At 74.5% G+C, this 24,490-nt stretch carries 28 protein-coding genes; 19 read left to right on the forward strand and 9 right to left on the reverse strand.

The features are described from left to right. Positions 1-47: 47 nt before the first annotated feature. Complete coding sequence (locus F7P10_RS19900) at positions 48-500, reverse strand: MarR family winged helix-turn-helix transcriptional regulator (RefSeq protein WP_151010928.1); 453 nt, start codon at positions 498-500, stop codon at positions 48-50. A 100-nt stretch (positions 501-600) separates the two neighbouring features. Here F7P10_RS19900 and F7P10_RS19905 point away from each other — a divergent pair, with 100 nt between their 5' ends. Beyond that, complete coding sequence (locus F7P10_RS19905) at positions 601-984, forward strand: RidA family protein (RefSeq protein WP_151010930.1); 384 nt, start codon at positions 601-603, stop codon at positions 982-984. A 53-nt stretch (positions 985-1,037) separates the two neighbouring features. After that, positions 1,038-2,117, forward strand: a complete 1,080-nt coding sequence (locus tag F7P10_RS19910; protein WP_151010932.1) for an alkene reductase — start codon at positions 1,038-1,040, stop codon at positions 2,115-2,117. Here F7P10_RS19910 and F7P10_RS19915 read toward each other — a convergent pair. Continuing rightward, positions 2,090-2,515 carry a VOC family protein gene (locus F7P10_RS19915; RefSeq protein ID WP_151010934.1) on the reverse strand — a complete coding sequence of 142 codons (426 nt, stop codon included), beginning with the start codon at positions 2,513-2,515 and terminating at the stop codon, positions 2,090-2,092. The two genes, F7P10_RS19910 and F7P10_RS19915, sit on opposite strands and share 28 nt — an antisense overlap. A 78-nt stretch (positions 2,516-2,593) precedes the next feature. Here F7P10_RS19915 and F7P10_RS19920 point away from each other — a divergent pair, with 78 nt between their 5' ends. Then, positions 2,594-3,187, forward strand: coding sequence for a TetR/AcrR family transcriptional regulator (locus F7P10_RS19920; RefSeq protein WP_151010936.1), 594 nt, complete (start codon positions 2,594-2,596; stop codon positions 3,185-3,187). Between the two features lie 47 nt (positions 3,188-3,234). Here F7P10_RS19920 and F7P10_RS19925 read toward each other — a convergent pair whose 3' ends face one another. Then, positions 3,235-3,843, reverse strand: a complete 609-nt coding sequence (locus tag F7P10_RS19925; RefSeq protein ID WP_151010938.1) for a TenA family protein — start codon at positions 3,841-3,843, stop codon at positions 3,235-3,237. 364 nt (positions 3,844-4,207) lie between these two features. Here F7P10_RS19925 and F7P10_RS19930 point away from each other — a divergent pair, with 364 nt between their 5' ends. The 7 genes from F7P10_RS19930 to F7P10_RS19960 all read left to right on the forward strand — a co-directional run bounded on the left by F7P10_RS19930 (position 4,208) and on the right by F7P10_RS19960 (position 10,017). Further along, positions 4,208-4,861 carry an RNA polymerase sigma factor gene (locus F7P10_RS19930; RefSeq protein ID WP_254716708.1) on the forward strand — a complete coding sequence of 218 codons (654 nt, stop codon included), beginning with the start codon at positions 4,208-4,210 and terminating at the stop codon, positions 4,859-4,861. Further along, entirely contained in the window at positions 4,858-5,553 is a 696-nt protein-coding gene (locus F7P10_RS19935) for a hypothetical protein (protein WP_151010940.1), read from the forward strand. The genes F7P10_RS19930 and F7P10_RS19935 overlap by 4 nt, the downstream gene beginning before the upstream one ends. 89 nt (positions 5,554-5,642) lie before the next feature. Then, the gene (locus F7P10_RS19940; protein ID WP_151010942.1) at positions 5,643-5,999 is read left to right on the forward strand and encodes a YciI family protein; all 357 of its coding nucleotides are present in this window, start codon (positions 5,643-5,645) and stop codon (positions 5,997-5,999) included. Between the two features lie 2 nt (positions 6,000-6,001). Continuing rightward, positions 6,002-7,243, forward strand: coding sequence for an RNA polymerase sigma factor (locus F7P10_RS19945; RefSeq protein ID WP_151010944.1), 1,242 nt, complete (start codon positions 6,002-6,004; stop codon positions 7,241-7,243). A 186-nt stretch (positions 7,244-7,429) separates the two neighbouring features. Then, complete coding sequence (locus F7P10_RS19950; protein ID WP_151010946.1) at positions 7,430-7,819, forward strand: ATP-binding protein; 390 nt, start codon at positions 7,430-7,432, stop codon at positions 7,817-7,819. 130 nt (positions 7,820-7,949) lie between these two features. Further along, positions 7,950-8,522: an NADPH-dependent FMN reductase gene (locus F7P10_RS19955; protein ID WP_151010948.1), complete on the forward strand. Its 573-nt coding sequence runs from the start codon at positions 7,950-7,952 to the stop codon at positions 8,520-8,522. Between the two features lies 1 nt (position 8,523). Next, a complete protein-coding gene (locus F7P10_RS19960) occupies positions 8,524-10,017 on the forward strand; it encodes a DHA2 family efflux MFS transporter permease subunit (RefSeq protein ID WP_151010950.1) in 1,494 nt (497 codons plus the stop codon). 87 nt (positions 10,018-10,104) lie between these two features. Here F7P10_RS19960 and F7P10_RS19965 read toward each other — a convergent pair whose 3' ends face one another. Next, entirely contained in the window at positions 10,105-10,911 is an 807-nt protein-coding gene (locus F7P10_RS19965; RefSeq protein ID WP_151010952.1) for an SDR family NAD(P)-dependent oxidoreductase, read from the reverse strand. A gap of 126 nt (positions 10,912-11,037) precedes the next feature. Here F7P10_RS19965 and F7P10_RS19970 point away from each other — a divergent pair, with 126 nt between their 5' ends. Both F7P10_RS19970 and F7P10_RS19975 read left to right on the forward strand, forming a co-directional pair. Then, positions 11,038-11,823, forward strand: coding sequence for an alpha/beta fold hydrolase (locus F7P10_RS19970; protein ID WP_254716709.1), 786 nt, complete (start codon positions 11,038-11,040; stop codon positions 11,821-11,823). 12 nt (positions 11,824-11,835) lie between these two features. Then, a complete protein-coding gene (locus tag F7P10_RS19975; RefSeq protein WP_151010956.1) occupies positions 11,836-12,603 on the forward strand; it encodes a MerR family transcriptional regulator in 768 nt (255 codons plus the stop codon). A gap of 3 nt (positions 12,604-12,606) precedes the next feature. Here the strand turns inward: F7P10_RS19975 and F7P10_RS19980 are convergent, their stop codons facing one another. Further along, positions 12,607-13,401: an MBL fold metallo-hydrolase gene (locus tag F7P10_RS19980; protein WP_151010958.1), complete on the reverse strand. Its 795-nt coding sequence runs from the start codon at positions 13,399-13,401 to the stop codon at positions 12,607-12,609. Between the two features lie 109 nt (positions 13,402-13,510). Between F7P10_RS19980 and F7P10_RS44495 the strand changes: the two genes are divergently transcribed. Further along, positions 13,511-13,939, forward strand: coding sequence for a MarR family winged helix-turn-helix transcriptional regulator (locus F7P10_RS44495; RefSeq protein ID WP_151010960.1), 429 nt, complete (start codon positions 13,511-13,513; stop codon positions 13,937-13,939). Positions 13,940-13,945: 6 nt separating this feature from the next. On the opposite strand, the gene F7P10_RS19990 is transcribed toward F7P10_RS44495, so the two are convergent. The 3 genes from F7P10_RS19990 to F7P10_RS20000 form a co-directional block, all read right to left on the reverse strand. Continuing rightward, positions 13,946-14,923, reverse strand: coding sequence for a hypothetical protein (locus F7P10_RS19990; RefSeq protein WP_151010962.1), 978 nt, complete (start codon positions 14,921-14,923; stop codon positions 13,946-13,948). Between the two features lie 49 nt (positions 14,924-14,972). Then, positions 14,973-15,821, reverse strand: a complete 849-nt coding sequence (locus F7P10_RS19995) for a hypothetical protein (RefSeq protein ID WP_151010964.1) — start codon at positions 15,819-15,821, stop codon at positions 14,973-14,975. A 76-nt stretch (positions 15,822-15,897) separates the two neighbouring features. Continuing rightward, positions 15,898-16,500 (reverse strand): TetR/AcrR family transcriptional regulator, encoded by a 603-nt coding sequence (locus F7P10_RS20000; protein ID WP_151010966.1) that lies wholly within the window; start codon positions 16,498-16,500, stop codon positions 15,898-15,900. A 113-nt stretch (positions 16,501-16,613) separates the two neighbouring features. Here F7P10_RS20000 and F7P10_RS20005 point away from each other — a divergent pair, with 113 nt between their 5' ends. From F7P10_RS20005 to surE, 4 genes are all read left to right on the forward strand, one after another. After that, entirely contained in the window at positions 16,614-18,983 is a 2,370-nt protein-coding gene (locus F7P10_RS20005) for a glycoside hydrolase family 3 C-terminal domain-containing protein (RefSeq protein ID WP_254716710.1), read from the forward strand. A gap of 66 nt (positions 18,984-19,049) precedes the next feature. Beyond that, complete coding sequence (locus tag F7P10_RS20010) at positions 19,050-20,300, forward strand: MFS transporter (protein ID WP_254716711.1); 1,251 nt, start codon at positions 19,050-19,052, stop codon at positions 20,298-20,300. A gap of 28 nt (positions 20,301-20,328) precedes the next feature. Next, positions 20,329-21,015: an alpha/beta fold hydrolase gene (locus tag F7P10_RS20015; protein WP_151010968.1), complete on the forward strand. Its 687-nt coding sequence runs from the start codon at positions 20,329-20,331 to the stop codon at positions 21,013-21,015. Positions 21,016-21,109: 94 nt separating this feature from the next. After that, positions 21,110-21,988: a 5'/3'-nucleotidase SurE gene (gene surE / locus F7P10_RS20020; protein ID WP_151010970.1), complete on the forward strand. Its 879-nt coding sequence runs from the start codon at positions 21,110-21,112 to the stop codon at positions 21,986-21,988. A gap of 50 nt (positions 21,989-22,038) precedes the next feature. On the opposite strand, the gene F7P10_RS20025 is transcribed toward surE, so the two are convergent. Next, positions 22,039-22,278: a hypothetical protein gene (locus tag F7P10_RS20025; protein ID WP_151010972.1), complete on the reverse strand. Its 240-nt coding sequence runs from the start codon at positions 22,276-22,278 to the stop codon at positions 22,039-22,041. A 75-nt stretch (positions 22,279-22,353) separates the two neighbouring features. Here F7P10_RS20025 and F7P10_RS20030 point away from each other — a divergent pair, with 75 nt between their 5' ends. Further along, positions 22,354-23,562: an NAD(P)/FAD-dependent oxidoreductase gene (locus tag F7P10_RS20030; protein ID WP_151010975.1), complete on the forward strand. Its 1,209-nt coding sequence runs from the start codon at positions 22,354-22,356 to the stop codon at positions 23,560-23,562. Then, complete coding sequence (locus tag F7P10_RS20035; RefSeq protein WP_151010977.1) at positions 23,559-24,428, forward strand: RNA polymerase sigma-70 factor; 870 nt, start codon at positions 23,559-23,561, stop codon at positions 24,426-24,428. The genes F7P10_RS20030 and F7P10_RS20035 overlap by 4 nt, the downstream gene beginning before the upstream one ends. Positions 24,429-24,490: the final 62 nt, after the last annotated feature.

A 24,490-nucleotide genomic window follows, 5' to 3' on the forward strand; every position in this document is an offset into this window, starting at 1 on the left:
CGCCCGGTGTGCGCGGCTCCCGTTCCGGGGGCCGCGCGCACGGGCGTTCACAGGCCGCGCAGCCGCTGGACGAGCGGGGCGAGCGCGGGGTCGGCGGCGGCCTCGTCGAGCGCCCCGGTCAGTTCCGCGTGGTAGGTCGGGGCCGCCTTCTCCTGCAGGGCCCGGCCCTCGTCGGTGACCTGCGTGTAGACGCCGCGCCGGTCGGCCGGGCAGTGGTCGCGCCTGGTCAGGCCCGCGTTCTCCAGCCGGGTGACGAGCCGGCTGACCGAGCTCTGGTTGAGGCCGATGAGGTCGGCGAGTTCCTGCATGCGCAGCTCGCCGTCGTCGGCGTGGACGAGCCGGCACAGCGTCCGGTACTCCGAGAGCCCGATGCCGTGGTGCCGCTGGAGCGCCTTGGCGAGCCGGTTCTCGACGCGTCCGTGCAGGGTCACGACGCCGTCCCAGCGCAGGCCGTCCGTCCGCGTTTCCGCCGTTCCCGCCGTGCCCGCCGTCGCCGTCATTCCCGCCGCTCCCGTCGCCCGTCTTGACAGCAGCCTACCTCCGCCGCCAAGATGCATGCACATACACAAAATGTAGGTACATGCATTTAAGGAGAGAGTCATGATCGAGCGCATCGCCACGACCCCCGACTGGTACGAGCCCTACAAGATCTCGCAGGCGATCCGGGCGGGCGGCTTCATCCACGTGTCCGGGCAGGCCGGCATCGACGAGCACGGCCGGACGGTCCCGGGCGGCTTCCTCGAGCAGGGGCGGCAGGCGTTCCGCAACGTGCGGCGCGTGCTGAACGAGGCCGGCGCCGACCTCACCGACGTCGTCAAGATCGGCATCTTCGTCCGGGACATGGCCGCCGACCTCGACGACGTCATCAAGCTCCGCGGGGAGTTCCTCAGCGAGCCCTACCCGGCCGACACGCTCCTCGAGGTCTCCTCGCTCGCGCAGCCGGACTGGCGCATCGAGGTCGAGGCCACGGCCGTCGCCCGCTGAACACCCGCGAACCCCGAACCGCGAGCCCCGAACCCCGGAAAGGCGAGAAGACGATGAGCGACCTCCTGCGGCCCCACACCGGCCCGCACCTGACCCTCCCCAACCGCGTCGCGATGGCGCCCATGACGCGCGGGCGCGCGGACGACGCGACGGGCGTCCCGCACCCGCTCACCGCCGAGTACTACGCGCAGCGGGCCGGGGCCGGGCTGATCGTGTCCGAGGGGATCTGGCCGAACCTGCTCGGCAAGGGCGGGCCGGGCATCCCCGGCCTGGTGACGGACGCGCAGGTCGCCGGGTGGCGGACGGTGACCGGCGCCGTCCACGCGGCGGCGCGGGCGGATCTTCGCGCAGCTCTGGCACGTCGGCGGATGACGCACCCGCTGACCCTGCCGGACGGTGCGGCGCCCGTCGCACCGTCGGCCGTCCGGATCGGGTCGGAGCCGATCTTCACGCGGGACGGGCTCGTCCCGCACGTCACCGCCGCGCCGCTGACCACCGCCGAGGCCGAGACGACGGTCGCCGACTTCGCGAACGAGGCGCGGGCGGCGATCCGGGCCGGGTTCGACGGCGTCGAGGTGCACGGGGCGAACGGGTACCTGATCCAGCAGTTCCTCGCCGAGAACACGAACCGGCGCACCGACCGCTTCGGCGGCTCCCGGACGGGACGGCTGCGGTTCGCGCTCGACGCCGTCGAGGCCGTCGCCGACGCGATCGGGCCGGAACGCGTGGGCCTGCGGATCTCGCCCGGCAACCCGGAGAACGAGATCGCCGAGGAGGACCCGCAGGGCACCTACCGGACGCTCGTGGACGCGCTCGAACCGCGCGGGCTCGCGTACCTGCACGTGATCGAGCGCGGCGCGTACGGGGCGCTCGCCGACCTGCGGCCGCGCTGGTCGGGCACCCTGATCGGCAACTTCAACGGGCCCGAGCCGACCACGCGGCGGGCCGGGGAGGAGGCCGTGGCGGCCGGCCTCGCGGACGTCTTCTCGTTCGGCCGCCTGTTCATCTCCAACCCCGACCTGCCGGCGCGGTTCGCCGCGGATGCCCCGCTCGCGGCGCACGACCCCGCGCTGATCTACGGGGGCGGCGCCGAGGGCTACACCGACTACCCGGCGCTGGTCCCGACGTACTGATCGGCGAACGCGCCGGACGGTTCGATGGGCGTGATGACGTCGATCAGCACGCCGTCCGGGTCGGCCACGATGAAGTGCCGCTGCCCGAAGTCCTCGTCGCGCAGGGGGAGTTCGGGCGGCCGGCCGCCGCGGACGACGATCCGGTCCCATTCGGCGTCGACGTCCTCGACCTCGAAGTTGAGCAGCAGCCCCCGGACGGGCGCGCGGTACGCCGCGGGGAGCGTCGGGTGCCCGTGGTCGAGGAGCGCCAGCTCGTATGCGGGCGGGCCGAGGCGCCGGAGGCTGACGTACCAGTCGGCCTCGAAGGTCGGCTCGAACCCGAGCAGACCGGTGTAGAAGTCCCGGGATTCCCGCAGCCGGGAGGTGCAGATCACCGGATAGAAGCTGGTCAGGCGCATGGCGGACTCCTTTGACATACCGATGGTATGTGACGGTACGCTATTCACGTACCATCGGTATGTCAACAAGGGGGCGCGATGGACGGCGGCGCGCGGAGCAGGCGGCGCGAGCAGACCCGGCGGACGCTGCTGCGGGAGGGCCGGCGGCTCTTCGCCGAACGCGGCTACGGCGCGGTCGGCCTCGCGGAGATCGTGGCGGCCGCCGGAGTGACCAAGGGCGCGCTCTACCACCACTTCGACGGGAAGGGCGACCTGTTCCGCGCGGTCCTGGCGGAGGTGCAGGGCGAGGTGGCGGCGCGGGTCGCCGCGACGGCCGACGCCGAGGACGATGCGTGGGCACAGCTCCTCGCCGGGTGCCGGGCGTTCCTGACCGCGAGCACCGCCCCGGACGTCCAGCGCGTCATGCTCGTCGACGGACCGGCGGTGCTCGGGTGGAGCGAGTGGCGCGCGATGGACGAGGCCGCGTCGGCGCGGCACCTCACGGACGCGCTGACCGGCCTCGTCGAGCGGGGGACGATCGCGCCGCGCCCGGTCGAGCCCCTCGCGCGCCTGCTGTCGGGGGCGATGAACGAGGCGGCGCTGTGGCTCGCCGGTTCCGCGCGCCCGGACCGCGACCTGGACGACGCGTGGGCCGCGCTCGCGCGGATGCTGGAGGCGTTCCGCGCGGAGTGATCAGGCGCGCGCCGGACGGGGCGTCAGGCGGGGCGTCAGGCGGGGCGTCAGGCGGGGACGTCCCAGAAGGCCAGCTCGTGGCGCATGCCCTCGAGGAAGAAGCGTTCGGCGCGCTCCGGGTCGGCGCCCGACTCGTCGATCATCTGGGCGCAGCGGCGGGTGAGGGCGGCGAAGTCGGGGTCGGCGTAGGTGTCGACCCAGCGGCGGTAGCGGGGCTCGGCGGGCGGGTTCTCGGCGAGGCGCAGGCCGAGGGTCGAATATCCCCACATGCACGGGTAGAGGGCGGCGAGGCCGTCGGCGTAGGAGGCGGCGCTCTCCAGCAGGAACCCGCTGTAGGCGGCGCACGCCGGGCCCTTCTTCGCCCCCTCGAGGTCCGCGCCGAACTCCGCCGACAGCGACCGGTGCAGCTCCAGCTCGTCGTGCAGGGTGGAGTGCGCGAGGTCGACGAGGTCGCCCAGGTGCGCGTCCGGGGCCTGCCAGGCGAGGCGGGCGAACACGCGCGTGTAGTCGAGCAGGTAGAGGTAGTCCTGCTCGAGCCAGGAGCGGAACACCGCCTCGTCGAGGTCGCCGCGGGCGATGCCCGCCACGGTCGGGTGCCGAAGCTGCTCCTCGACCAGGGGCAGGCCGAGTTCCTCCAGGTGCGCCGCGAGACTCATGCCCGGATTGTCCCATGTGCGGGAAAGATCAGGGCCCCGCCGGGCGCTGCGGCCCGGCGGGGCCCTGATCGAGCGCCGATGTGCGGGTCGCCTCTCGGCGAAAGGCACAACACGGCTCCAGCCGAACGGTATTCCGTGAAGGCTATAGGTGAGGCCCGGGGACACCAGGCACATCGGCTGTCTTGTAGAACCGACGGGACCCCCGCGATTGTTCCCGGCGATCCGGACGACTTCGCGATCGGCCCGGCGGCGACCGTCCCGTCCGGGCCCGAACGGCCCCGAACGGCCCCGAACGGCCCCGAACGGCCCCGGAGGATCGCCGAAGGCCCGGCGGCACGGCCGGAATGCCTGCACAATACTGCGGGTGGCAAGGAAGTCGCGGGCGGTGCCCCACGAACGGGACGCCGAGCTGAGCCGAGCCCTGCGCGCCGCCCAGGACGGCGACGAGGCGTCCTTCCGGCTGCTCTACCGCGACACGCAACCCCGGCTGATCCGGTTCGCCGCCGCGCTCGTCGGCGCCGACGCCGAGGACGTGACGTCGGAGGCGTGGCTGCAGATCGCGCGCGACCTGCCCGGTTTCCGCGGCGACCTGGACGGGTTCCGCGGCTGGACCGCGACGATCACCCGGCACCGGGCGCTGGACCAGCTGCGCCGCACCGCCCGGCGGCCCGCCGCCGGGCTGCCCGACGAGGTGTTCACCGCGCTGGCGTCCGGCGGCGACACCGAGGCCGACGCCCTGGACGGCATCGCCACCCGCGACGCGCTGCGGCTGATCGCCGAACTGCCTCCCGACCAGGCCGAGGCGGTCCTGCTGCGGGTGGTGGTGGGGCTGGACGCCAAGAGGGCGGGCAAGGTGGTCGGCAAGCGCCCCGGCGCGGTGCGCACGGCGGCCCACCGCGGGCTGCGCCGCCTCGCCGACCGGCTCGCCGCCGACGGCCACGCCGCCCCGCGGCCGGGCGTCCGTCCGCTGCTGCAGGGTGACAGAACCGGCGGCTCCGGCGCTGAAGGGGTGGGATGAACGACGACCGCAGGTCCGGGCGGCCGAACCGCAGGGCCGCCGACCTCCTCCTGTCCGGCTCCGCCCCGGACGGTGCGCACGCCGATCTGCACGCCCTGCTCGACGCCGCCGCCGCGGCGCCCGCCCGTCCGGCCGATCCGGCCGGCGAGGACGCGGCCGCCGCCGCGTTCGCCGCCGCCCGCGCCCGTCCCGTCCCCGCCGGGCACTCCCGGCGGGGGTTCCTCGCCCGCTTCCTCACGGTCAAGGCCCTGGCGGTGGTCCTGACCGGCGCGCTGTTCGGCGGCGCCGCGGTCGCGGCGGCGACCGGCAACCTGCCCGGCCGGGAGGAGCGCCCCGCACCGTCCCCGTCGCCGTCCGCGCCGCCCGCCCGTCCCGAGCCGGTCGCGCCGGGACGGCACGACAACCCGGTCGTCCCGCCCGCCGTGCCGTCCACCGTGCCGCCCACGGACGCGCGCACGTCCGCCCCGGCCCGTTCGACGGGCGCCCCCGGACGGACGACGGGCGCCCGGCCGACCGCGCGTCCGTCCGCGACCTCGGGCGCGCCCCGGCAGGCGGTCCCGGCGTCGCCGGGCCGGACGGCCCGTCCCCGGAAGGTCCCGAGCAAGAACGCGACCACCCGGGCCGAACGGGCGAAGGAGAAGGCTGCCAAGCCCCAGCAGAAGCGCAGCAACGGCAAGGCGAAGAAGGATTAGGTCCCAGAATTTCTTGGGGAGGGTGTCCATACGGCGGGGTCCCGTTCGTGGATAGGACGTACGGCAACACGAACACGGGAGCGAACACCATGAAGTACATGCTGCTGATGAACACGGCCCCCGCGGACAACGCGGAGGAAGCCATGGCGCAGGCCGTGTGCAACTTCGAGGACTGGCAGGAGTTCGACAAGCAGGTGCAGGACGCGGGCATCGTCGTCGCCTCGCACGCGCTCGCCGACCTGACCACGGCGACGAAGGTCCGGGTCACCTCCGGCGGCGACCGGGTGATCACCACCGACGGCCCGTTCGCCGAGGCCCGCGAGGTCCTCGGCGGGTACTACGTCATCGACGTGCCCGACCTGGACGCGGCGCTCGACTGGGCGGCGCGCTGCCCCGGCGCGCGCGACGGCTCCGTCGTCGTCCGTCCCGTCACCGACGAATACTGACCATGACCGGACCGGACGCCCGGGCCTCGGTCGAGGCGATCTTCCGGGAGGAGCGCGGCCGGCTGCTGGCCGCGCTCGTCCGGCGGTTCGGCGATCTCGACCTGGCCGAGGACGTGGCGGCGGACGCGATCGAGGCGGCGCTGGTGCACTGGCCGGAGCGGGGCGTCCCGCCGAGCCCCGGCGGGTGGCTGATGACGACGGCGCGCCGCAAGGCCGTCGACCGGCTGCGCCGGGACCGGGCGCAGGCGGCGCGGCTCGCTCTCCTGCACGTGGAGATGGAGCGGGCCGCGCCCGTCCCGGCGCCGGACCCGGACGGCGGGCTGCCGGACGAGCGGCTGCTGCTGTTCTTCACGTGCGCGCACCCGGCGCTGGCCGCCGAGGACCGCACGGCGCTCACCCTGCGCTGCCTCGCGGGCCTGACGACGCCCGAGGTCGCGCGGGCGTTCCTCGTCCCGGCGGCGACGATGGCGAAGCGGATCGTCCGGGCGAAGCACCGGATCCGGGAGGCCCGGATCCCGTTCCGGGTGCCGGACCCGGGCGAGCTGCCGGAGCGCCTGCCGGGCGTCCTGCAGGTGCTCTACTCGATCTTCACCGAGGGGTACGCCGCCGCGCGGCGCGACCTCGCGGACGAGGCGGTGCGCCTCGCGCGCATCCTGCGGCGCCTGCTGCCGGACGAGCGCGAGGTGGCGGGGCTGCTCGCGCTGATGCTGCTCACCCACGCGCGCTTCGACGCCCGCACGGCCCCGGACGGCGGGCTGCTCCTGCTCGAGGAGCAGGACCGCGCGCGCTGGGACCGCGCGGCGATCGAGGAGGGCCGCGGGCTGGCGGAGGAGGCCCTGACCGGCGGGCCGCCCGGCCCGTACGGGGTGCAGGCCGCGATCGCGGCGCTGCACGGCGAGGCCGCGGACGTCGCGTCCACCGACTGGCCGCAGATCGTCGCGCTCTACGACGTCCTGCTCGCGCTGACGCCGTCGCCGGTCGTGGCGCTGAACCGCGCGGTGGCGGTGGCGATGCGGGACGGCCCGGAGGCCGGCCTCGCGCTCCTGGACGACCTGGCCGCAGAGCCCCGGCTGCGCGGCTACCACCCGTACGCGGCCGCCCGCGCGGACCTGCTGCGCCGCCTCGGCCGTCCGGCGGAGTCGGCCGCCGCCTACCGCGAGGCGATCTCCCTCGCCGCGACCGCCCCCGAGCGCGCCCTGCTGCGCCGCATGCTCGCCGCCGTGGAGCCGTCCGGCCGCGCCTGACCGGTGCCCGCTTCCCCGCTGAGCACGGCTTCCTCATCGCGCGCGCCCAAATGTCGGCGCCGTTCCTTGTCACCGGAGCCGATTGTGCGGCCCCACCTGCCCGTCCATGCTGGCGACCGGGGTCACAGGAGGGAGCAGGGCGATGACGACAGGTGAGACGCCGCAGGACACGCGGGGCGGCAGGCCGTGAGGGAGCTCGGGACGGTCAGCCTCGCCGGGGTGGCGCGGTCGGCGCCGCGGGCGCGCAAGTTCGTGCGGCGGCTGGTGCCGGACGCCGCGCCGGACGTGCTCGCGGACGTGGCGCTGTGCGTGGACGAACTGGTCGCGAACGCCTGCGAGCACACGGCGTCCGGTGCGGGCGGCACGGTGACGGTCGTCGTGAGCGGGGACGGCTCGCGGCTGCGGGTGACGGTGCTGGACGACGGCGGCTCGGACGGCAAGCCGTGCGTGCGGGGGGACGCGTGGTCGGAGGGCGGGCGCGGGCTGCAGCTCGTCGAGGCGCTGTCGGCGGGGTGGGGGTCGCACGCGGGGCCGCACGGCACGGCGGTGTGGGCGGAGTTCCGGCTGGCTCCTTGACCTAAACCAATATTGAGGTCTCAGAGTGGGGTGCGGGCCGGTCGACCGGCCAGTCATCTGACGGATGCCCGCCGGACGCGGGTCTCCGTAACTTCGAGGACATCACGAAGACCCCGCTCAAGGAGAAGAGATGACCGACACGCCGCTCCGCCTCGCGATCATCATCGGCAGCACCCGGGAGGGCCGCTTCGGACCCACCGTCGGCGCGTGGTTCGCCGAACAGGCCCGGCAGCGCGACGACATCGCCGTCGACGTCGTCGACGTCGCGGACGTCGAACCGCCGTCGCGGCTCGGCGCGCAGGCGTCCGACGCCTTCGCCCGCGCGTCCGGCACGCTCGCGGCGGCCGACGCGTACACCGTCGTGACCTGCGAGTACAACCACAGCTACCCCGGCACCCTGAAGAACCTGATCGACCACCACTTCCACGAGTGGCGGGCCAAGCCCGTCGGGTTCGTGTCGTACGGGGGCCTCGCGGGCGGCCGGATGGCCGTCGAGCACCTGCGCGGCGTCTTCGCCGAACTGCACGCCGTGACGATGCGCGACATGGTGAGCTTCCACCACCCGTGGAACTGGTTCGGCGACGACGGCCGCCCGGTCGCCGAGAAGGAGGCCGGCACCGCCGCGACGGTGCTGCTCGACCAGATCGCCTGGTGGGGGCACGCGCTGCGCGACGCCCGCACCGTCCGGCCGTACGGGGCCTGACATGACCACGACGACCGCCCCCAGGGCCGTCCCCGCGACCGGGACGGCCCCCGGGCCGATGACGATCGCGCTGGTGCTCGTCCTCGGCTCCATCATGATCTCCCTCGACATGACCGTGGTGAACGTGGCCATCAACCGGCTGTCGCAGGAGTTCGCCGCCCCGCTCGCCACCATCCAGTGGGTCGCCACCGGGTACTCGCTCGCGCTCGGCGCCGTCATGCCGACGACCGCGTGGGCGGTCGGCCGGTTCGGCGCCCGGCGGCTGTACCTCGGCGCGATCGCCGCGTTCGGCGCCTCGTCCGTCCTGGCCGGGCTCGCCTGGAACATCGAGTCGCTGATCGCGTTCCGGGTGCTGCAGGGCTTCAGCGGCGGCCTGGTGATGCCCGTCGGCATGACGATCCTGCTGCGCGCCGCGAGCAAGGGCGAACTCGGCCGCGCGATGAGCACGATGGGCCTGGCGATCCTCGTCGGCCCCCTCGCGGGGCCCGCCCTCGGCGGCTGGCTGATCGACGAGGTGTCGTGGCGGTGGATGTTCTTCATCAACGCGCCCATCACGGTCGCGGTGGTGGTGCTCGCCGCGCGGCTGTTCCCCCGCGACGTCCCCGGGGAGCGGCGCCCGCTCGACATCGTCGGCCTGCTCCTGCTCTCCCCCGGCCTCGCCGTGCTGATGTACGGGGTGACGAGCGGCGGCGAGCGCGGCGAGTTCGCGACACCGGCCGTCCTGGTGCCGCTGCTGGCGGGCGCGGCGCTGGTCGCCGGGTTCGTCGCCCGCGCGCTGACCTCGGCGAACCCGCTGATCGACCTGCGCCCGTTCCGCGACCGGACGTTCGCCACCGCGACCGCGACGCTGACGCTGTTCGCGACGGGATACTTCGGGTCGATGCTGCTGCTCCCCCTCTACCTGCAGGTCGTGCGGGGCGAGTCGGCGACGGCGGCGGGCCTGCTCGGCATCCCGTTCGCGCTCGGCTCCGGCGGCGCGATGCAGATCGCGGGCCGGATCGCCGACCGGGTGCCGCCGGGACGGCTCGTCCCGGTGTCGGTCGCGCTGGGCCTCACCGGGTTCGCGCTGTTCGCCGCCCAGCTCAGCGCGGACGCGCCCTACTGGGCGCTGTGCGCCACAATGGTGCTGATGGGCGCGGGCGGCGGCGCGACGATGATGCCCGCGATCACCGCGGCGACGCGCGGCATGTCGCACGAGCAGGCGCCCGCCGCGTCCACCACCGTCAACCTGATCAACACGACGTCCGGAGCGGTCGGGACGGCGCTCGCGTCGGTCGTCCTGGCGACGCGGATGGACGGCGTGGTGCCCGCGGCGGGCGACGGCGGCGCCCTGCAGGCCGTCCACGGGCTCGGCGCGAGCGCCCGCGCCGCCCTCGCCGAACCCCTCGCCGGCACGTTCCAGCACACCTACCTGCTCGCCGTCGCCCTGATCGCGCTGGCGCTCGTCCCCGCCCTGCTCCTCCCCCGCCACCGGAAGGAGGCGGACGCCGGGTGACCCGGGCCCACCGGACCGAACCCGTCCCCCGCCGCGCCGCCGTCCAAGACGGCGGCGCGGCACTCGTCGTTCCGCCCCAGACCCCGGTCAGATCTCCTTGAGGTAGCCGCCGTCAACGGCGAGGTCGGCGCCGGTCGTGCTCGCCGAGCGGGGGGAGACCAGCAGTGCGACCGCGTCGGCGACCTCCTGCGGGTCGACGAGGCGGCCGGTGGCGAGGTTCATCATCTCCGCCGCGCCGCCGCCCAGGATCGCGTCGCGGTCGGAGCCGGTCGCGGCCGCCAGGATGTCTGCGGCGCCGCCCTCGTCCGTCCACCACGGGGTGCGGACCGGGCCGGGCGACACCGTGTTCACCCGGATGCCCTGGGGCCCGTACTCCTCCGACAGGCCCTTCGTCAGGTTCGTCACGGCGGCCTTCGCGGCGTTGTAGTCGAAGTTCATCGGCCCCGGCCGCCGCGCGTTGCCCGACGACACGTTCACGATCGACGCCGCGCCCGCGTCCAGCAGGTGCGGGATCGCGGCCCGCACCGTCCGGACGAGCGCGAACAGGTTGAACTCGAACATCGCGCGCCAGTCGTCGTCGGTCGGGGTGCCGAACCCGAAGCGGGGGAGGGCCGCGCCGGGCGGCGGGCCGCCCGCGTTGTTCACCAGGACGTCGAGGCGGCCGAACGTCTCGACCGTCCGGCGGACGGCCTCGGCCGGGGCGCCGGGGTCCGTGAGGTCGGCCGGGACGTGCAGGAGGTCCGGCCCGGCGAGGGCGTCGAGGTCCGCGCCGGACTTGCGGGAGACGGCGGCGACGCGGGCGCCCTCGTCCAGCAGGGTCCGGACGACGGCGAGGCCGATCCCCTTCGAGGCGCCGGTGACGAGGGCGACGCGGCCGGTGAGCTGGAGGTCCATGGATGCTCCGTTCGTCGGTGGGCACGCACTGTTCCGGCGTGCCGTGCCTGACGAACCCCGAGGCCGGACGGCCGGTTGCACCCGGGTTTGACCCCTACGCCGCGTCAACCTTGCAGCATGGTCGGCATGTCCACAGCGAGCGAGACCGTCCGGCGGTTCACGGTCCACCATGACGGCGTCACGATCCCGGTGACCCGGGGCGGCCGGGGGCGGCGGCTGGTCCTGTGCCTCGGGCTGAACTCCACGCAGGCCGACCTGGACGTCCTGGCCGCGCTGCTGCGGCGCGACCACGACGTGGTGACCTTCGATCTCCGGGGGCACGGCCTCGCCTCGGCCGCCGACCGGTACTCCTTCGCGGGGTTCCTCGGCGACCTCACCGCCGTGCTTGCGGAGCCGTCCGCGCCGCCGGTGCTCGTGGGGTACTCGATGGGCGCGGATCTGGCCGTCCACTACGCCTCCGAGCATCCCGGCGGCGTCGCGGGGCTGGTCCTCATCGACGGGGCGAACCCGGTGCCCGAGCCGTTCGTCACCGGGGCCGATCTGCCCGCGTTCCGCGCGATGTGGGAGGACCTGGCGAGGCAGCAGGCGGCCCGCGGCACCGCGCGGCGGGTGCTGCTCACGGGCCGGGAGATCCTCGATCTGAACGTCGAGATCGACGGGGTGCGGGCCGGGATCCTCGAGCGGTACCGGACGGTCGGCGTGCCCGTCCGCATGATCATGGCGACGTCGATGGCCGGGACCGGCGACCCGCGGGCGGAGCGCCTCAACCGCACCTGGCGTGCCGGGGTAGAGCGGCTCGTCCGGGAATGCCCGGACGTCGAGGCGTCCTGGCTCGACGCCGATCACGGGCTCGTCTTCACCCGCGCCCCGGAGATCGCCCGTATCGTCCGGGATGCCGTGACCGCGCTCTAGGAGACTGGGCGGATGCTGACCATCGGGGAGCTGGCGTCGTACGCCGGGGTGACGGTGCGGACGGTGCGGCACTACCACGCCACGGGGCTGCTGCCGGAACCGGAACGCGACCGCTCCGGCTACCGGAGGTACGACGGCGGCGCGGTGATCGAGCTGATCCGGATCCGGACCCTCGCCGGGGCGGGCGTCCCGCTGGCGCGGGTGCGGGAGCTGCTCCGGGCGGACCCGGACGAGTTCGCCGCGGCGGTCGCGGACATCGACCGGCGGCTGCGGGCGGAGATCGCGGAGCGGCGGCGGCGCCGGGAGCGGATCGCCCGGCTCACCTCCGGGGACGGGCTGGTGTTGCCCCCGGAGGTGGTCGGGGTGCTCGACCGGCTGAGGGCGCTCGGGGTCGACGAGCGGATCGTCCGGCTCGAACGCGACGGGTGGATCCCGCTGGCGGCGCAGGCGCCCGAACGGACCGTCGAGTGGGCGGCGCGCAAGCGGGAGCAGCTCGCCGACCCGCGGCTCGCCGACTTCTACCGCACCTTCGGCCGGGCCCTCGACTGGGCCGCCGGCGACCCGCGGCTGGAGGGGCTCGCCGACCGGGTGGCCGACTACGTCACGCGCGTCGCGGACGAGCGGGGCGAGGACTACGTGGGCGACATCGGTGTCGCGCCGCCGCTGGTCGCGCTGATGGACGCGCTGGCGTTCGACACCGCGCCCCCGGCGCGGCGGCTGATCGAGCTGCTGGAGGAGCGGGGCTGGACCGGGTGGACCAGGCTCGAGCGGGTGGACTGACGGTCACGGCTCGGGGTGCCAGGCGCCGTCGCGGACGCGGCCGAACTGGACGTCGGCGAAGTGGATGCCGAACGCGATCGTGCGGCCGCCGTCCAGTTCGTCCCGGAGGCGGCGGCGGAGCCCGGCGGCCCGCTCGTGGTCGGCGTCGACGGCGACCCGCCACTCCGGGTGCTCGAACTGGACGGGCGAGTGGAAGGAGTCGCCGAGGGCGAGGAGCCGGTCGCCGGCGGATTCCAGGACGTACGCGGCGTGTCCGGGCGTGTGCCCGGGGGTGGCGAGGACGCGGACGCCGGGGAAGACCTCGTCGCCGTCGGCCACCGTCTCGACGCGGTCGGCGATCGCGTCGAGTTCGCCGTCGCGGTGCTCCCACTCGGGCGCGGCGACGAGGTGCCGGGCGAACCGGTCGGCCCAGCCGACGTGGTCGGGGTGCAGGTGCGTGTAGGCGACGGCCTCGATCTGCTCGGGGGTGCGGCCGAGTGCGGCGAGGTTGCCGGGGAGGGCGCCGCCGGTGACCTCGCCGACGTGCGGGTTCGCGGGGTCGTCGGGCTGCCCGGCGGGGCCGATGCCCGCGTCGATCAGCAGGGCGCGGTCGCCGCGCTCGACGAGCAGCCCGCCCATGCTCGCCACGAGGGCGCCCGACTCGTCCAGGACGTCCCGGTGGCGCGCCCAGTCGTCGTCGGTGGTGTCCGGGAACCAGCCGCGCGACCGCAGCCGTCCGACACCGTCGGGGACGTAGCTGACGCGCAGCTCGCCGATGTCGACCGTCCTGGTGACGGCTTCGGTGCTCCACCTGTTCATGGCATGCCTCCGTTGCGGGCGGGCCGCCCGGCGGCGGCCTCCGCCCGCGAGAAAGTTACAACTAGAATCATTCAAGCTGCAACCTTTATGGGATGCGTAGACTGGCCGGGTGGAAGCGCAGGCGGGATCGCACGCCCTGGCCGAGCAGGAGATCTGCGGGCTGGTGAAGGGCCTCGCGACGCAGCTGGAGGTGCACGTCCGCGAGCGTGCGGCCAACCTCCGGCTGACCGCCCCGCAGGCGACCGCGCTGCGCGAGCTGGCGGGCCCGATGACCATGCGCGACCTCGCCGAGCGGATGAGCTGCGAGCCGTCCAACGCGACGTTCATCGTCGACCGGCTGGAGCGGCTCGGGCTCGTCGAGCGCCGCCCGCACCCGAGCGACCGGCGCGCCAAGATCCTCGCGCTGACACCGCGGGGCACCGGGGTCCGCGAGCGGCTCCTCGCGATGCTGCTGGAGGACTCGCCGGTCGCCCGGCTCACGCAGGAGGAGCAGCGGACGCTCCGCGAACTCCTCCTGCGCGCGACCGGCCGGACCTGACCCCGGTCAGGAAACGACCTGCAGCGACCCGATGACCTTGTTGACGTCGGAGTAGTACTGCTCGTGCGTGTTCGGGATGTCGATCCACAGGCTGGACGGGCGCTCCTGTCCGGTGTCGACGACCACGACGACCGACAGGTCCATCGTCGCCCGCAGGCCCTGCTCCCGGAAGTGCAGCTCCCGCACCAGCACCCACGCCGGGCGGCCGCTCACCTCGAACGACTGCGAAGCGACGTCGCGTCCGGTCGTGCCGTCGCGGAAGTTGTCGACCTGGCGGGCGTCCTGGACGGCCGCGGCGACGTCCCGCAGCCGGTTCGGGCCGCTGTAGGCGCCCATGACGCCCTCGTCCACGACCTGGGAACCGAGCATCGCCTGCCACTCGGACTCGGTGTCGAACTTCTGGTGCCCGCTGTACGAGCCGTACGGCTCGGTGCTGAACGGCTCCCACGGCCGGCCCAGCTCCGCGAACGACAGCCGCGCCTCGGAGTCGGTGACGCGGCCGAAGATCTGCGACCCGCGGCCGGGGTAGCGCGGCAGCTTCACCTCCCGCTCGAGCCGCTGCACCTCCGGGGAGACCGCGCCGGTCAGCGGCGGGACCTTCGCGCCCGCGATCGGCTTCAGCCGCTTCGCCGTGCCGGTGCAGGTCGCCTCGCCGGTCGCGCCGCTCGCGCGATCCTGCTCGACGACCTTCCCCTCCACCAGGACCGTGCAGGTCAGCGCGCCCGCCGCGCCCTCCTCGTCGTTGCGCGCCTCGATCCGCAGCTGCTCGTCGCCGTCCGCCTGGAAGTCGAACCGGAACGGCAGCTTCGTCCCCGCGACCGTGTCCCGCTCGATGCTCTCCGGCGTGTAGTACGTCAGCAGCGCGTCGGAGCTCTCGCCGGTCACCAGGTACGTGATCTTCTTGGGCTCGCCGATCGTGTTCGAGAGCCAGACGATCGCCGCGATCGGCTGCGCGAGGGCGAGGCAGGCGCCGACGACCATCACCCATTCGGGGATCCGCTTGTTGATCCGCTCCGCGCGGGGGACCTCGTGCTCATGTGCGCGCCTCCCCGCCCGCGGGCCTCGCCGCCAGGGCCGCCGCCAGCTCGCCCGCCTCCGCGAGCGCCGACCGCAGCCGTTCGTCCGACTCGTCACCGCGCTGCACCGCCCGGTGGAACACGCCCGCCGTCGACACGCGCGTCGCGTACCGGTCGAGCGCGGCCACCCGCGCCCGCATCTCGCGCAGCACCGCGTTGACCGCGCGCCAGCGGGGCTGCAGCGACAGCCGCAGCTCCTCGTCGCCCCGGTTCGCCTTGGCCATCTTGCGCAGCGTCCGCTTCTCCGTGGTCGCCTCACGGCAGGCCACGGCGATCTCCCATTCCAGTGCGCGCAAATCGACGGCGGGCAGCATCCCGGCCTCCGCGAGCGCCGACCCGGAGACCTTGTCGACGGCTTTCTGCGCGCGCACGACATCCTGGACGGTGCCGCCGAGGTCGTCTTCGAGGAAGTACCGGCCGTGGTGCTCGCGCCCGAGCCGCTCCCGCGCGCCGTCGCCGCTGCACGCGTACAGGACGATCCAGGCCACGACCTGCAGGGCGGTCCCGGCGCCGAGGAACGCGCCGAACCCGAACCGCCACCACAGCAGCGCCGACCCGACCTGCGCGAGGACGCCGAGGATCGCGCCGATCCCGCCGAGCAGCCACGGCAGCGTCGCGGCGGGCGCGAACCCGCACGCGGTGGCGATGCCGAGCGCCCACCACGCGTCGGCGCCGGTGCGCCCGCCCCGCTTCGGCACCTCGTCGCCGGCGGCCACGAGACCCTCGGAACTCTCCGCCAGCAGGTCCCGCTCGTCGGCCGGCAGGGACGGGTCCACCACCGGCCTCAGCAACTTCTCCGCACTCATCCCGATCTCCCCGCGTGTCCCGGTCCGGAGAGATTATGGCGAGTAACACCCGGTGTCCGAAACCCGCTGGAGCGATCTAGGTTCCGTCGCCGTCCCCGCCCGAGTCGCCTGGTGGGGTCGCGTTCGCGCGCAGGAGCGCGAGGAACGCGCGGAAGAGGCCCGGCATGTCGACGTCGTCCGGGGACAGCAGCCACTGCTGCTGCAGCCCGTCCATGACGGCGAGGAGCAGCGGGGCGGCCTGCTCGGGGGTGACGCCGCCGGGCAGGTCGTCGCCGCACTCGGCGCGGACCAGGTCGGCCAGCCATGCCCGGGACTCGCTGTAGCGGGCCCGGAAGAAGCCCGCCGCCGGATGGTCGTCGAGGACGCTCTCGGCGGACAGCACCGTGAACGACTGCACGATCCCGCGCCGCTCCCGGTTGTAGTCGATGATCGCCGAGATCGTGTCGAGGGTGATCGTCCCGCCGGAGTTGCCGAGCGCGATGACGTCCAGGCCGCGCTCGTCCCGCAGCCGCAGGACCTCGGCGAGCAGCCGGTCCTTGCTGGGGAAGTAGTGCAGGACGCCCTGCTGGGACAGGCCGACGCGCTCGGCGACGGCGGCGATCGACGCACCCGTGTAGCCGCGCTCGCCGAAGACGTCCAGGGCGGCGAGAAGGATCTCTTCGCGGCGGTTCCGGGGCATGGCGCTCAGGATAGACCGCGGGTTACATAACAAGAAAGTAACATCACCTACCGATCACTCGGTAGTGCGGCTTACCGTGACGCCACCCGTTCGCACCGCCGGAGAGGACCCACGTGACGAAGCCGGACGACCTGAACCTCGACCTGGACGCCAAGGCCCGGCTGCTCGCGGGCCGCGACATGTGGACGCTGCCGGACGAGCCGGCCCTCGGCCTCGGCCCGATCGTGATGTCGGACGGCCCGATCGGCGTCCGCGGCCTCGAATGGTCGTCCGCCGACCCGTCCATCGCGCTGCCCAGCCCCACCGCGCTCGCCGCCACCTGGGACGTCGCGCTGCTGCGGCGGGCCGGGGCGCTGCTGGCGCAGGAGGCGCGGCGCAAGGGCGTGCACGTGCTGCTGGCGCCGACCGTCAACCTGCAGCGGTCGCCGCTCGGCGGCCGGCACTTCGAGTGCTTCTCCGAGGACCCGCTGCTCGGCGGGCTGCTCGCGGCCGGGTACGTGCGCGGCGTGCAGGGCGGCGGCGTCGCCGTCACCGTGAAGCACTTCGTCGCCAACGACTTCGAGACCGAGCGGATGACCGCCGACGTCGTCGTGCCGGAACGCGCACTGCGCGAGCTGTACCTGCGGCCGTTCGAGATCGTGGTGCGCGAGGCCGGACCGTGGGGCGTGATGGCCGCCTACAACTCGGTCAACGGCACGACGATGAGCGAGAACGACCTGCTGATCAACGGGGTGCTGCGCGGCGAGTGGGGATTCGACGGGTTCGTCGTGTCCGACTGGTTCGGCGCCCGCGACACGGTCGGCGCGGCGCGCGGCGGGCTCGACGTCGCGATGCCCGGCCCCGACACCGTGTACGGGGCGGCGCTCGCCCAGGCCGTCCGGGACGGGCAGATCGCCGAGGACGTCGTGGACGCGCACGTCCGCCGGGTGATCGACCTCGCGCGCCGCACCGGCGCGGCGTCCGGCGCCGAGCCCCCGGAGGCCGGGGAGGAGATCGACGGGCCCGGACTGGCCCGCGAACTGGCCGCCCGCTCGTTCACCCTGCTGCGCAACGACGGGATCCTGCCGCTCGCCCGCGACGCGCGGATCGCGCTGATCGGCGGGCTCGCCACCGACGCCCGCGTGATGGGCGGCGGCAGCGCGCAGGTGTTCCCCGCCCGCGTCGCCTCCCCGCTCGACGGGCTCACCGCCGCCGGGCTCGACGTCGCCTACGAGCGCGGGGCCGACCCGAGCGTCCGGCTCCCCGCCGCGCGGTTCCCGCTGCGGGCCGAGGCCCGGGACGCGGTCGGCGCGGTGCTCGGCGAGGTCGGGCTGGGCGACGGCGAGCTGCGCTGGATCGGCCGCATGCCCGCCGGGATCGACCGGGACGCCCTGCGCACGGTGACGGTGTCCGGCACCTACGTCCCGGAGACCGGCGGGACGCACCGGTTCGAGGTGCAGGGCCTCGGCCGGTACCGGCTGGAGGTGGACGGCGAGGTCCGGTTCGACGGCGTGATCGAGCCGGACAGCGACGACGTGTTCGCCTCGTTCATGTTCCCGCCGCCCCGGACCGTCCCCGTCGAGCTGGCGGCGGGCCGCGAGGTCGCCGTCCGGCTCGTCCACACGGTGGACGAGCGACCGGCCGGATCCTTCTCCGCCGTCAGCTTCACGCTGGCGCACCGCGAGCCGACCGCCCCCGCGGACGAGCTGATGGAGCGGGCCGTCGCCGCCGCCGCGGCCGCCGACGTCGCGGTGGTCGTCGTCGGCACGTCCGCCGAGGTCGAGAGCGAGGGCTTCGACCGCACGTCGCTGCGGCTCCCCGGCCGCCAGGACGAGCTGGTCGCGCGGGTCGCCGCCGCCAACCCCCGCACGATCGCGGTGATCAACGCGGGCTCCCCGGTCGAGCTGCCGTGGCGCGGCGACGTCGCGGCGCTGCTGCTGACCTGGTTCCCCGGGCAGGAGGGCGGGCACGCGCTCGCCGACGTCCTGCTCGGCGACCGCGAGCCCGGCGGGCGGCTGCCCACCACCTGGCCCGCCGAACTCGCCGACTGCCCCGTCACGGACGTCACCCCCGCAGGCGGCGTCCTGCGCTACGACGAGGGCGTGTTCGTCGGGTACGCCGCCTGGGACCGGGCCGGGACGAAGCCCGCGTTCGCCTTCGGGTCCGGGCTCGGCTACACGACCTGGGCCTACGAGGAAGCCCGGTACTCGGACGGCGCGCTGACCGTGCGCGTCCGCAACACCGGCGACCGGCCCGGACGCGAGGTCGTGCAGGCGTACCTGGCACCCGCCGACCCGGGCCCGGACCGTCCCGCCCGCCGCCTCGCCGGCTTCGCCGTCGCCGAGGCGGGACCGGGCGAGGACGCGACGGTCGTCATCGAGATCCCGCGCCGCGCCGCCGAGATCTGGGCCGACGGCGGCTGGCGGCTCGTCCCCGGCGGCTACCGCCTGGAGACCGGCCGCTCCCTCGACGACCCGCGGCTGAGCACGCCGCTCGCCTTCTGAGGCGGCGGGCCGGAGGGTGTGCGCCGCCGGCCCGGCTCCCTCCCACCCCCTGGAGGTCCATCCCCGATGAAAACCCTCCGCACCCCCGCCGCGACGGGCCGCCGCTCGCCGCGCCCGCTGATGCCGATGCTGCTGGTCGGCAACCTGCTGCTGTTCTCCTTCTACGGCGGCGTGATCGGCATCCTGCTGCCCCTGCAGATCGAGAACGTGAACGCCGCCGACAAGGTGACGAACCTCGGCATCGTCACCGGTGTCGGGGCGGTCTTCGCGACGCTCCTCAACCCGGTCGGCGGCGTCCTCTCGGACCGGACGCGCTCGCGGTTCGGCCGCCGCAACCCGTACCTGCTCGGCGGCGCCGTCCTGACCCTGGCCTTCGGCGCGGTGATGGGCGCCGCCGAGGTGGTCCCGCTGCTGGTCATCGGCTGGTGCCTCGCGCAGGGGATGGGCAACGTGTACCAGGCGGCGCTGACCGCGATCGTCCCCGACCGGGTGCCCGCGGGGCGGCGCGGCTCCGCCTCGGCGATCATGGGGATCGGGCAGCAGGCCGGGCTCTTGCTGGGCATCGTGATCGCGGGCCGGTTCACCGGCTCGATCCTGCTCGGCTACCTGGTGCTCGGTAGCCTGCTCGTCGTCGCGGCCGTCCTGATGGCCGTCCTCACGCACGACCCGCGCCCGGACGAGCTGCCGGACGGCGCCTCCCGCGTCGGCCCGCGCGAGGAGCTGGCGTCGTTCCTGTCGGCCCTGCGGGACCACGACTTCCGCTGGGTGTTCACCGGACGCGCGCTGATGATCTTCGGCTACTTCCTGATCATCGGGTACATGCTCTACCTGCTGAAGGACCACATCGGCGTGCCGGACGGCATGGAACCGGCCGACGGCGTCGCCGTCCTCACCCTCGTCAGCACCGTCACGCTGGTCGCCTGCACCGCACTCGGAGGCCCGTTGTCCGACCGGCTCGACCGCCGCAAGACGTTCGTGCTCGTCGCGGGCGCGGGCGGCGCCGCGTCCATGCTGCTGCCGCTGCTGTCCCCGACCTGGACGGCGATGCTCGCCTTCGCGGGGCTCGCCGGCGCGTTCTTCGGCGTCTACATGGCCGTCGACACCGCGATCGTCACGCTCGTCCTGCCCCGGCGGGAGGACGCCGCGCGGGACATGGGCGTCCTCAACATCGCCAACGCGGGCCCGCAGATCATCGCCCCGTTCGCCGCCGCGCTCGTGATCGGGCTGCTCGGCGGCTACCCGTCGCTGTTCATCGTCGCCGCGGTCGCCTCGCTCCTCGGCGCCGTCGCGATCCTCCCCGTCAGGGGCGTACGCTGACCCGCGATCGAGAAGGAGACTTCCGTTCATGAAGAACAAGGTTCACGAACTCGGGGGCGGCGACCGCACCGCCCTGCTGATCCACGGGGCCATGGCGTCGGCCCGCACCTGGGTGCGGTTCGCGCCCCTGCTCGCCGCGCGCGGCTACCGGGTGCTCATGCCCGACCTGCGCGGGCACGGCGCCAGCCCGCACACCGCCACCTACACGGCCGACGACTTCGCGGGCGACCTCGTCGAATCCCTGCCCACCGGCGCGGACGTCGCGATCGGGCATTCGCTCGGCGCGCTGGCCCTCTCCCTCGCCGTCGCCGACCTGCGCCCCGCCCGCGCCGTCTACAGCGACCCCGGCTGGCGGCTCGGCGACACCCGGCCCCTCGCGAAGTTCGCCCCGCGCACCAAGACCATGACCCGCGACGACATCGCGGCAATGTGCCCCCGCTGGGACCCGGCGGACGTCGACGCCGAACTCGCCGACTACGCCGACTGGGACGTCCGCGTCGCCGAAGCCCTCGCGGCGGTCGGCGACCGCGTGCCCGACCGTCCGCTCGTCCCGTCCCTCGTCCAGCTCGCCGACCCGAGCTTCCTCGTCGACGCCGAACTCGCCGGCACCCTGCGCGAGCGCGGCTTCGAAGTCCGGACCGTCCCCGATACCGGCCACTGCATCCACCGCGACGACCTCGACGCCTTCACCACGTCCCTGCACGACTGGATCTGACGCGAGCCCCGCGCGAGGGCTTCCCCGCGCGTTCACCGGCCCGCCATCGGTAACCCCCACACTCCGATCCGAAAGATCACCAAGGAGCAGACCGATGAAGAAGACGCTGATCACCCTCTCCCTGGCCGGGCTGGCGCTCGTCGGCGCGCCGCCCGCCGCCGCCGCGCCCGAGACCGAGCCGCTGCGCATCCTGCTCAGCAACGACGACGGCTACGACGCGCCCGGCATCGAGGCCGTCCACGCCGAGCTCACCGAGGCCGGGCACGACGTCACGATCGTCGCCCCGGCCGCCGACCAGAGCGGCCGGGGCACCGCGCGGGCCTTCGGCGGGACCGTCCAGGCCGCGCAGATGTCCGAGGACGTGTGGGCGGTGACGGGCACGCCCGGCGACGCGGTCGCGTTCGGGCTCTTCCACGTGTTCAAGGACGACAAGCCCGACCTGGTCGTCTCCGGGACGAACGCCGGGCAGAACATCGCCGCCCTCGCCAACCATTCGGGCACGGTCGGCGCCGCCGTCACCGCGCTGGAGTACGGCGTCCCGGCCATCGCCGTCAGCACCGAGGCGTCCCGCCCGAGCGAGGAGCCGATGCTCAACGCGCAGCGCCACACCGCCGACTTCGTCGTGAAGCTCGTCGCGAAGCTGCGCGGCGACCGCCGCGACGGGCTGCTGCCCGAGCACCTCGCGCTCAACGTCAACTACCCGATCGTCGGCGACGACGGCGACAGCCCCGCCACCGCGTGGACGCTGACGAACCAGGACCGGCAGCCGCTCGTCAAGCCGTCCTACACCGACCGGGGCGACGGCACCTACACGATGGGGCTCACCCCCGACGTCCAGGAGCCGGGCCGCCGCTCCGACGTCGCGACCCTCGCCGCCGACCGGATCTCGATCACCCCGATCGAGGCGAACTGGGGCACCGGCCCGCTCGCGACCGCAAGGGCGGGCGCACTGCTCCGCGGCCTCAAGCCGTAACACACCCGGAGCGCCGGACGGTCGGGGGGCCGTCCGGCGCTCTTGCACGTCTACAGCGGAGGAAGGTCGTGCACGCCGTCACGGATGTCGGCGACGAGCCGCCGGAACGCGGCATCCCGCAGCACGACCACCGGCCCGGCAGGAGCCTTCGAGTCACACCGGTACCGCTCGGGCGCCCGCACCCGTCCCGCCACGGCGGGCCGCGCCGAGCACGGGCGGGTGGCGTCGCGTGTGGCGGGCCGTCCAGCGGCTGATCGTCGCTCGACGCCGTCCGGTGTGACGCGCGTCATATTCGAGGGTGTCACTTCGGAGCAGGGGCGCTTGTCCCATGGGCGTCACGGCAACACCGGCCACGGGAGCGCACCATGAACAACGAGCACCGCATCGTCGTCCTCGGCGGCGGCTACACGGGTCTGTTCACCGCGATCCGGCTCGCCCGGCGGGTCCGCCGCACGGGCGCCCGCATCACCCTCGTCAACCCCGCCGACCGGTTCGTCGAGCGGCTGCGCACGCACCAGGTCGCCGCCGGGCAGGACCTGCCCGTGCACCGCATCCCCGACCTGCTCGACGGCACCGGCGTCACGTTCGTCCAGGCCACCGCCACCGCGATCGACCCGGACGGACGGTCCGTCACCCTCGACGACGGGACGGCCCTCGGGTACGACACCCTCGTGTACGCGCTCGGCAGCCGCACCGACACGAGCCGGGTCCCCGGCGCGGACGCCCACGCGTTCACACTCGACGGGGCGCGGGCCGTCCGGTTCGCGGCCCGGCTCCGCGAGCTCGGTGCCGGGGACACCGTCACCGTCTGCGGCGGCGGGCTCACCGGCGTCGAGGCGGCCACCGAGATCGCCGAGTCCCACCCGGCGCTGCGCGTCACGCTGATCAGCACCAGCGAGCCCGCCGCGATGATGGGCCCCAGGGCGCGCGCCCACCTGAACCGGGTCCTCGACCGGCTCGGTGTCACCGTCCGGACCGGCGCCCGCGTCGCCAGGGTCCTGCCCGATGCCGTCGAGCTGCCCGGCGGCGAGACCGTCCGGTCGGACGCGTGCCTGTGGACGACCGGTGTGCGGGCGCCCGCCCTCGCCGGGGACGCCGGGATCGCGGTGGACGAACGCGGCATGATCGTCGTCGACGCGACGCTGCGTTCGCTGTCGCACCCGGACGTGCACGCCGTCGGCGACGCCGCCGCCGTCCGGATGCCGTGGGGCGACCTGCACGGCACCTGCCAGAGCGGCATGCCCACCGCCCAGTACACCGCCGACACCGTCGCGCGGCTCCTGCGGGGCAGGCCCGTGAAGCCGTTCCGGTTCGGGTACTTCCATCAGCCGGTCAGCCTGGGCCGCCGCGACGCGGTCATCCAGTTCACCCGCGCCGACGACACCCCGCGCCGCCTCTACCTCAAGGGCCGCGCCGCCGCCCACTACAAGGAGGCCGTCAGCGGCAGCCCCATCACGATGTACCGGCTGTCCAAGCGGGTGAACGTCACCGCCACCGTGTCCAGGAGCGGCCGCGCGACCGACGGCACCGACGCCTACCGCCCGCCCCGGCACGCTGGGAGCATGGCCCGATGAGCGAGGCGGCGCCCGGCACGGACCCGTACACCGAGCACCGGCGGCTGCTGTTCGCCACCGCCTACCGGATGCTCGGCAGCGTCTCCGACGCCGAGGACGTCCTGCAGGACGCCTGGCTGGCGTGGAACTCGGCGGACCGCGGCAAGGTCCGGAACCCGCGCGCCTACCTGGTGCGCACGGTCACGAACCTGTCGCTGAACCGGCTCACCTCCGCCCGCGCGAAGCGCGAGACCTACGTCGGGCCCTGGCTGCCCGAGCCGCTGCTCACGTCCCCCGACGCCGCGGCGGGGACCGAACTGGCCGACACCGTGTCCACCGCCATGCTGGTCGTGCTCGAGACCCTCGCCCCCGTCGAACGGGCCGTGTTCGTGCTCCGCGAGGTCTTCGGCTACGCGCACGCGGAGATCGCCGAGGCGATCGACCGTCCGGAACCGGCCGTCCGGCAGATCGCCCGCCGCGCCCGCGCGCACGTCCACGCGCGCCGCCCACGCTTCGACACCGACGAGGCGCGGCGGAAGGAGATCACCGCACGGTTCATCTCCGCGTGCGCGGGCGGCGATCTGAACGCCGTCATGGAACTGCTCGCCCCCGACGTGACCGCGTGGTCCGACGGGGGCGGGAAGGTCACCGCGGCGCGCCGGCCGCTGCACGGGGCCGACCACGTCGCCCGCTGGTTCCTGGGCGTCCTCGCCAAGCCGCAGTCGGCGGGCATCACCCTGGTGCCCGCGACCGTCAACGGCGAGACCGGCGTCCTTTTCACCCTCGGGGACCTGCGGGTCGGCGCGCTGACCTTCGGCATCGCCGACGGCCGCATGCGCGACCTGCGCTTCCAGTTCAACCCCGACAAACTCTCCGGCCTGCGCTGACCTGTTCGACACCGGTCCGATCACCGGGCACAAGCGCGTCCATGTGACGGCCGAGGCGCCCG

This window comes from Actinomadura sp. WMMB 499 (assembly GCF_008824145.1).
In the GTDB taxonomy this organism is placed as follows: Bacteria; Actinomycetota; Actinomycetes; order Streptosporangiales; family Streptosporangiaceae; genus Spirillospora.

What these genes read in the sequence shown, in the direction of transcription:
- F7P10_RS19915 (WP_151010934.1), bottom strand. Translation starts at nt 2,515, where the DNA reads ATGCGCCTGACCAGCTTCTATCCGGTGATCTGCACCTCCCGGCTGCGG.
- F7P10_RS19940 (WP_151010942.1), top strand. Translation starts at nt 5,643, where the DNA reads ATGAAGTACATGCTGCTGATGAACACGGCCCCCGCGGACAACGCGGAG.
- F7P10_RS19955 (WP_151010948.1), top strand. Translation starts at nt 7,950, where the DNA reads ATGACCGACACGCCGCTCCGCCTCGCGATCATCATCGGCAGCACCCGG.
- F7P10_RS19960 (WP_151010950.1), top strand. Translation starts at nt 8,524, where the DNA reads ATGACCACGACGACCGCCCCCAGGGCCGTCCCCGCGACCGGGACGGCC.
- F7P10_RS20010 (WP_254716711.1), top strand. Translation starts at nt 19,050, where the DNA reads ATGAAAACCCTCCGCACCCCCGCCGCGACGGGCCGCCGCTCGCCGCGC.
- F7P10_RS19980 (WP_151010958.1), bottom strand. Translation starts at nt 13,401, where the DNA reads ATGAACAGGTGGAGCACCGAAGCCGTCACCAGGACGGTCGACATCGGC.
- F7P10_RS19945 (WP_151010944.1), top strand. Translation starts at nt 6,002, where the DNA reads ATGACCGGACCGGACGCCCGGGCCTCGGTCGAGGCGATCTTCCGGGAG.
- F7P10_RS19995 (WP_151010964.1), bottom strand. Translation starts at nt 15,821, where the DNA reads ATGAGTGCGGAGAAGTTGCTGAGGCCGGTGGTGGACCCGTCCCTGCCG.
- F7P10_RS20035 (WP_151010977.1), top strand. Translation starts at nt 23,559, where the DNA reads ATGAGCGAGGCGGCGCCCGGCACGGACCCGTACACCGAGCACCGGCGG.
- F7P10_RS19935 (WP_151010940.1), top strand. Translation starts at nt 4,858, where the DNA reads ATGAACGACGACCGCAGGTCCGGGCGGCCGAACCGCAGGGCCGCCGAC.
- F7P10_RS20025 (WP_151010972.1), bottom strand. Translation starts at nt 22,278, where the DNA reads ATGACGCGCGTCACACCGGACGGCGTCGAGCGACGATCAGCCGCTGGA.
- F7P10_RS19970 (WP_254716709.1), top strand. Translation starts at nt 11,038, where the DNA reads ATGTCCACAGCGAGCGAGACCGTCCGGCGGTTCACGGTCCACCATGAC.
- F7P10_RS19910 (WP_151010932.1), top strand. Translation starts at nt 1,038, where the DNA reads ATGAGCGACCTCCTGCGGCCCCACACCGGCCCGCACCTGACCCTCCCC.
- F7P10_RS20015 (WP_151010968.1), top strand. Translation starts at nt 20,329, where the DNA reads ATGAAGAACAAGGTTCACGAACTCGGGGGCGGCGACCGCACCGCCCTG.
- F7P10_RS19975 (WP_151010956.1), top strand. Translation starts at nt 11,836, where the DNA reads ATGCTGACCATCGGGGAGCTGGCGTCGTACGCCGGGGTGACGGTGCGG.
- F7P10_RS19920 (WP_151010936.1), top strand. Translation starts at nt 2,594, where the DNA reads ATGGACGGCGGCGCGCGGAGCAGGCGGCGCGAGCAGACCCGGCGGACG.
- F7P10_RS19965 (WP_151010952.1), bottom strand. Translation starts at nt 10,911, where the DNA reads ATGGACCTCCAGCTCACCGGCCGCGTCGCCCTCGTCACCGGCGCCTCG.
- F7P10_RS19925 (WP_151010938.1), bottom strand. Translation starts at nt 3,843, where the DNA reads ATGAGTCTCGCGGCGCACCTGGAGGAACTCGGCCTGCCCCTGGTCGAG.
- F7P10_RS19900 (WP_151010928.1), bottom strand. Translation starts at nt 500, where the DNA reads ATGACGGCGACGGCGGGCACGGCGGGAACGGCGGAAACGCGGACGGAC.
- F7P10_RS20030 (WP_151010975.1), top strand. Translation starts at nt 22,354, where the DNA reads ATGAACAACGAGCACCGCATCGTCGTCCTCGGCGGCGGCTACACGGGT.
- surE (WP_151010970.1), top strand. Translation starts at nt 21,110, where the DNA reads ATGAAGAAGACGCTGATCACCCTCTCCCTGGCCGGGCTGGCGCTCGTC.
- F7P10_RS20000 (WP_151010966.1), bottom strand. Translation starts at nt 16,500, where the DNA reads ATGCCCCGGAACCGCCGCGAAGAGATCCTTCTCGCCGCCCTGGACGTC.
- F7P10_RS19905 (WP_151010930.1), top strand. Translation starts at nt 601, where the DNA reads ATGATCGAGCGCATCGCCACGACCCCCGACTGGTACGAGCCCTACAAG.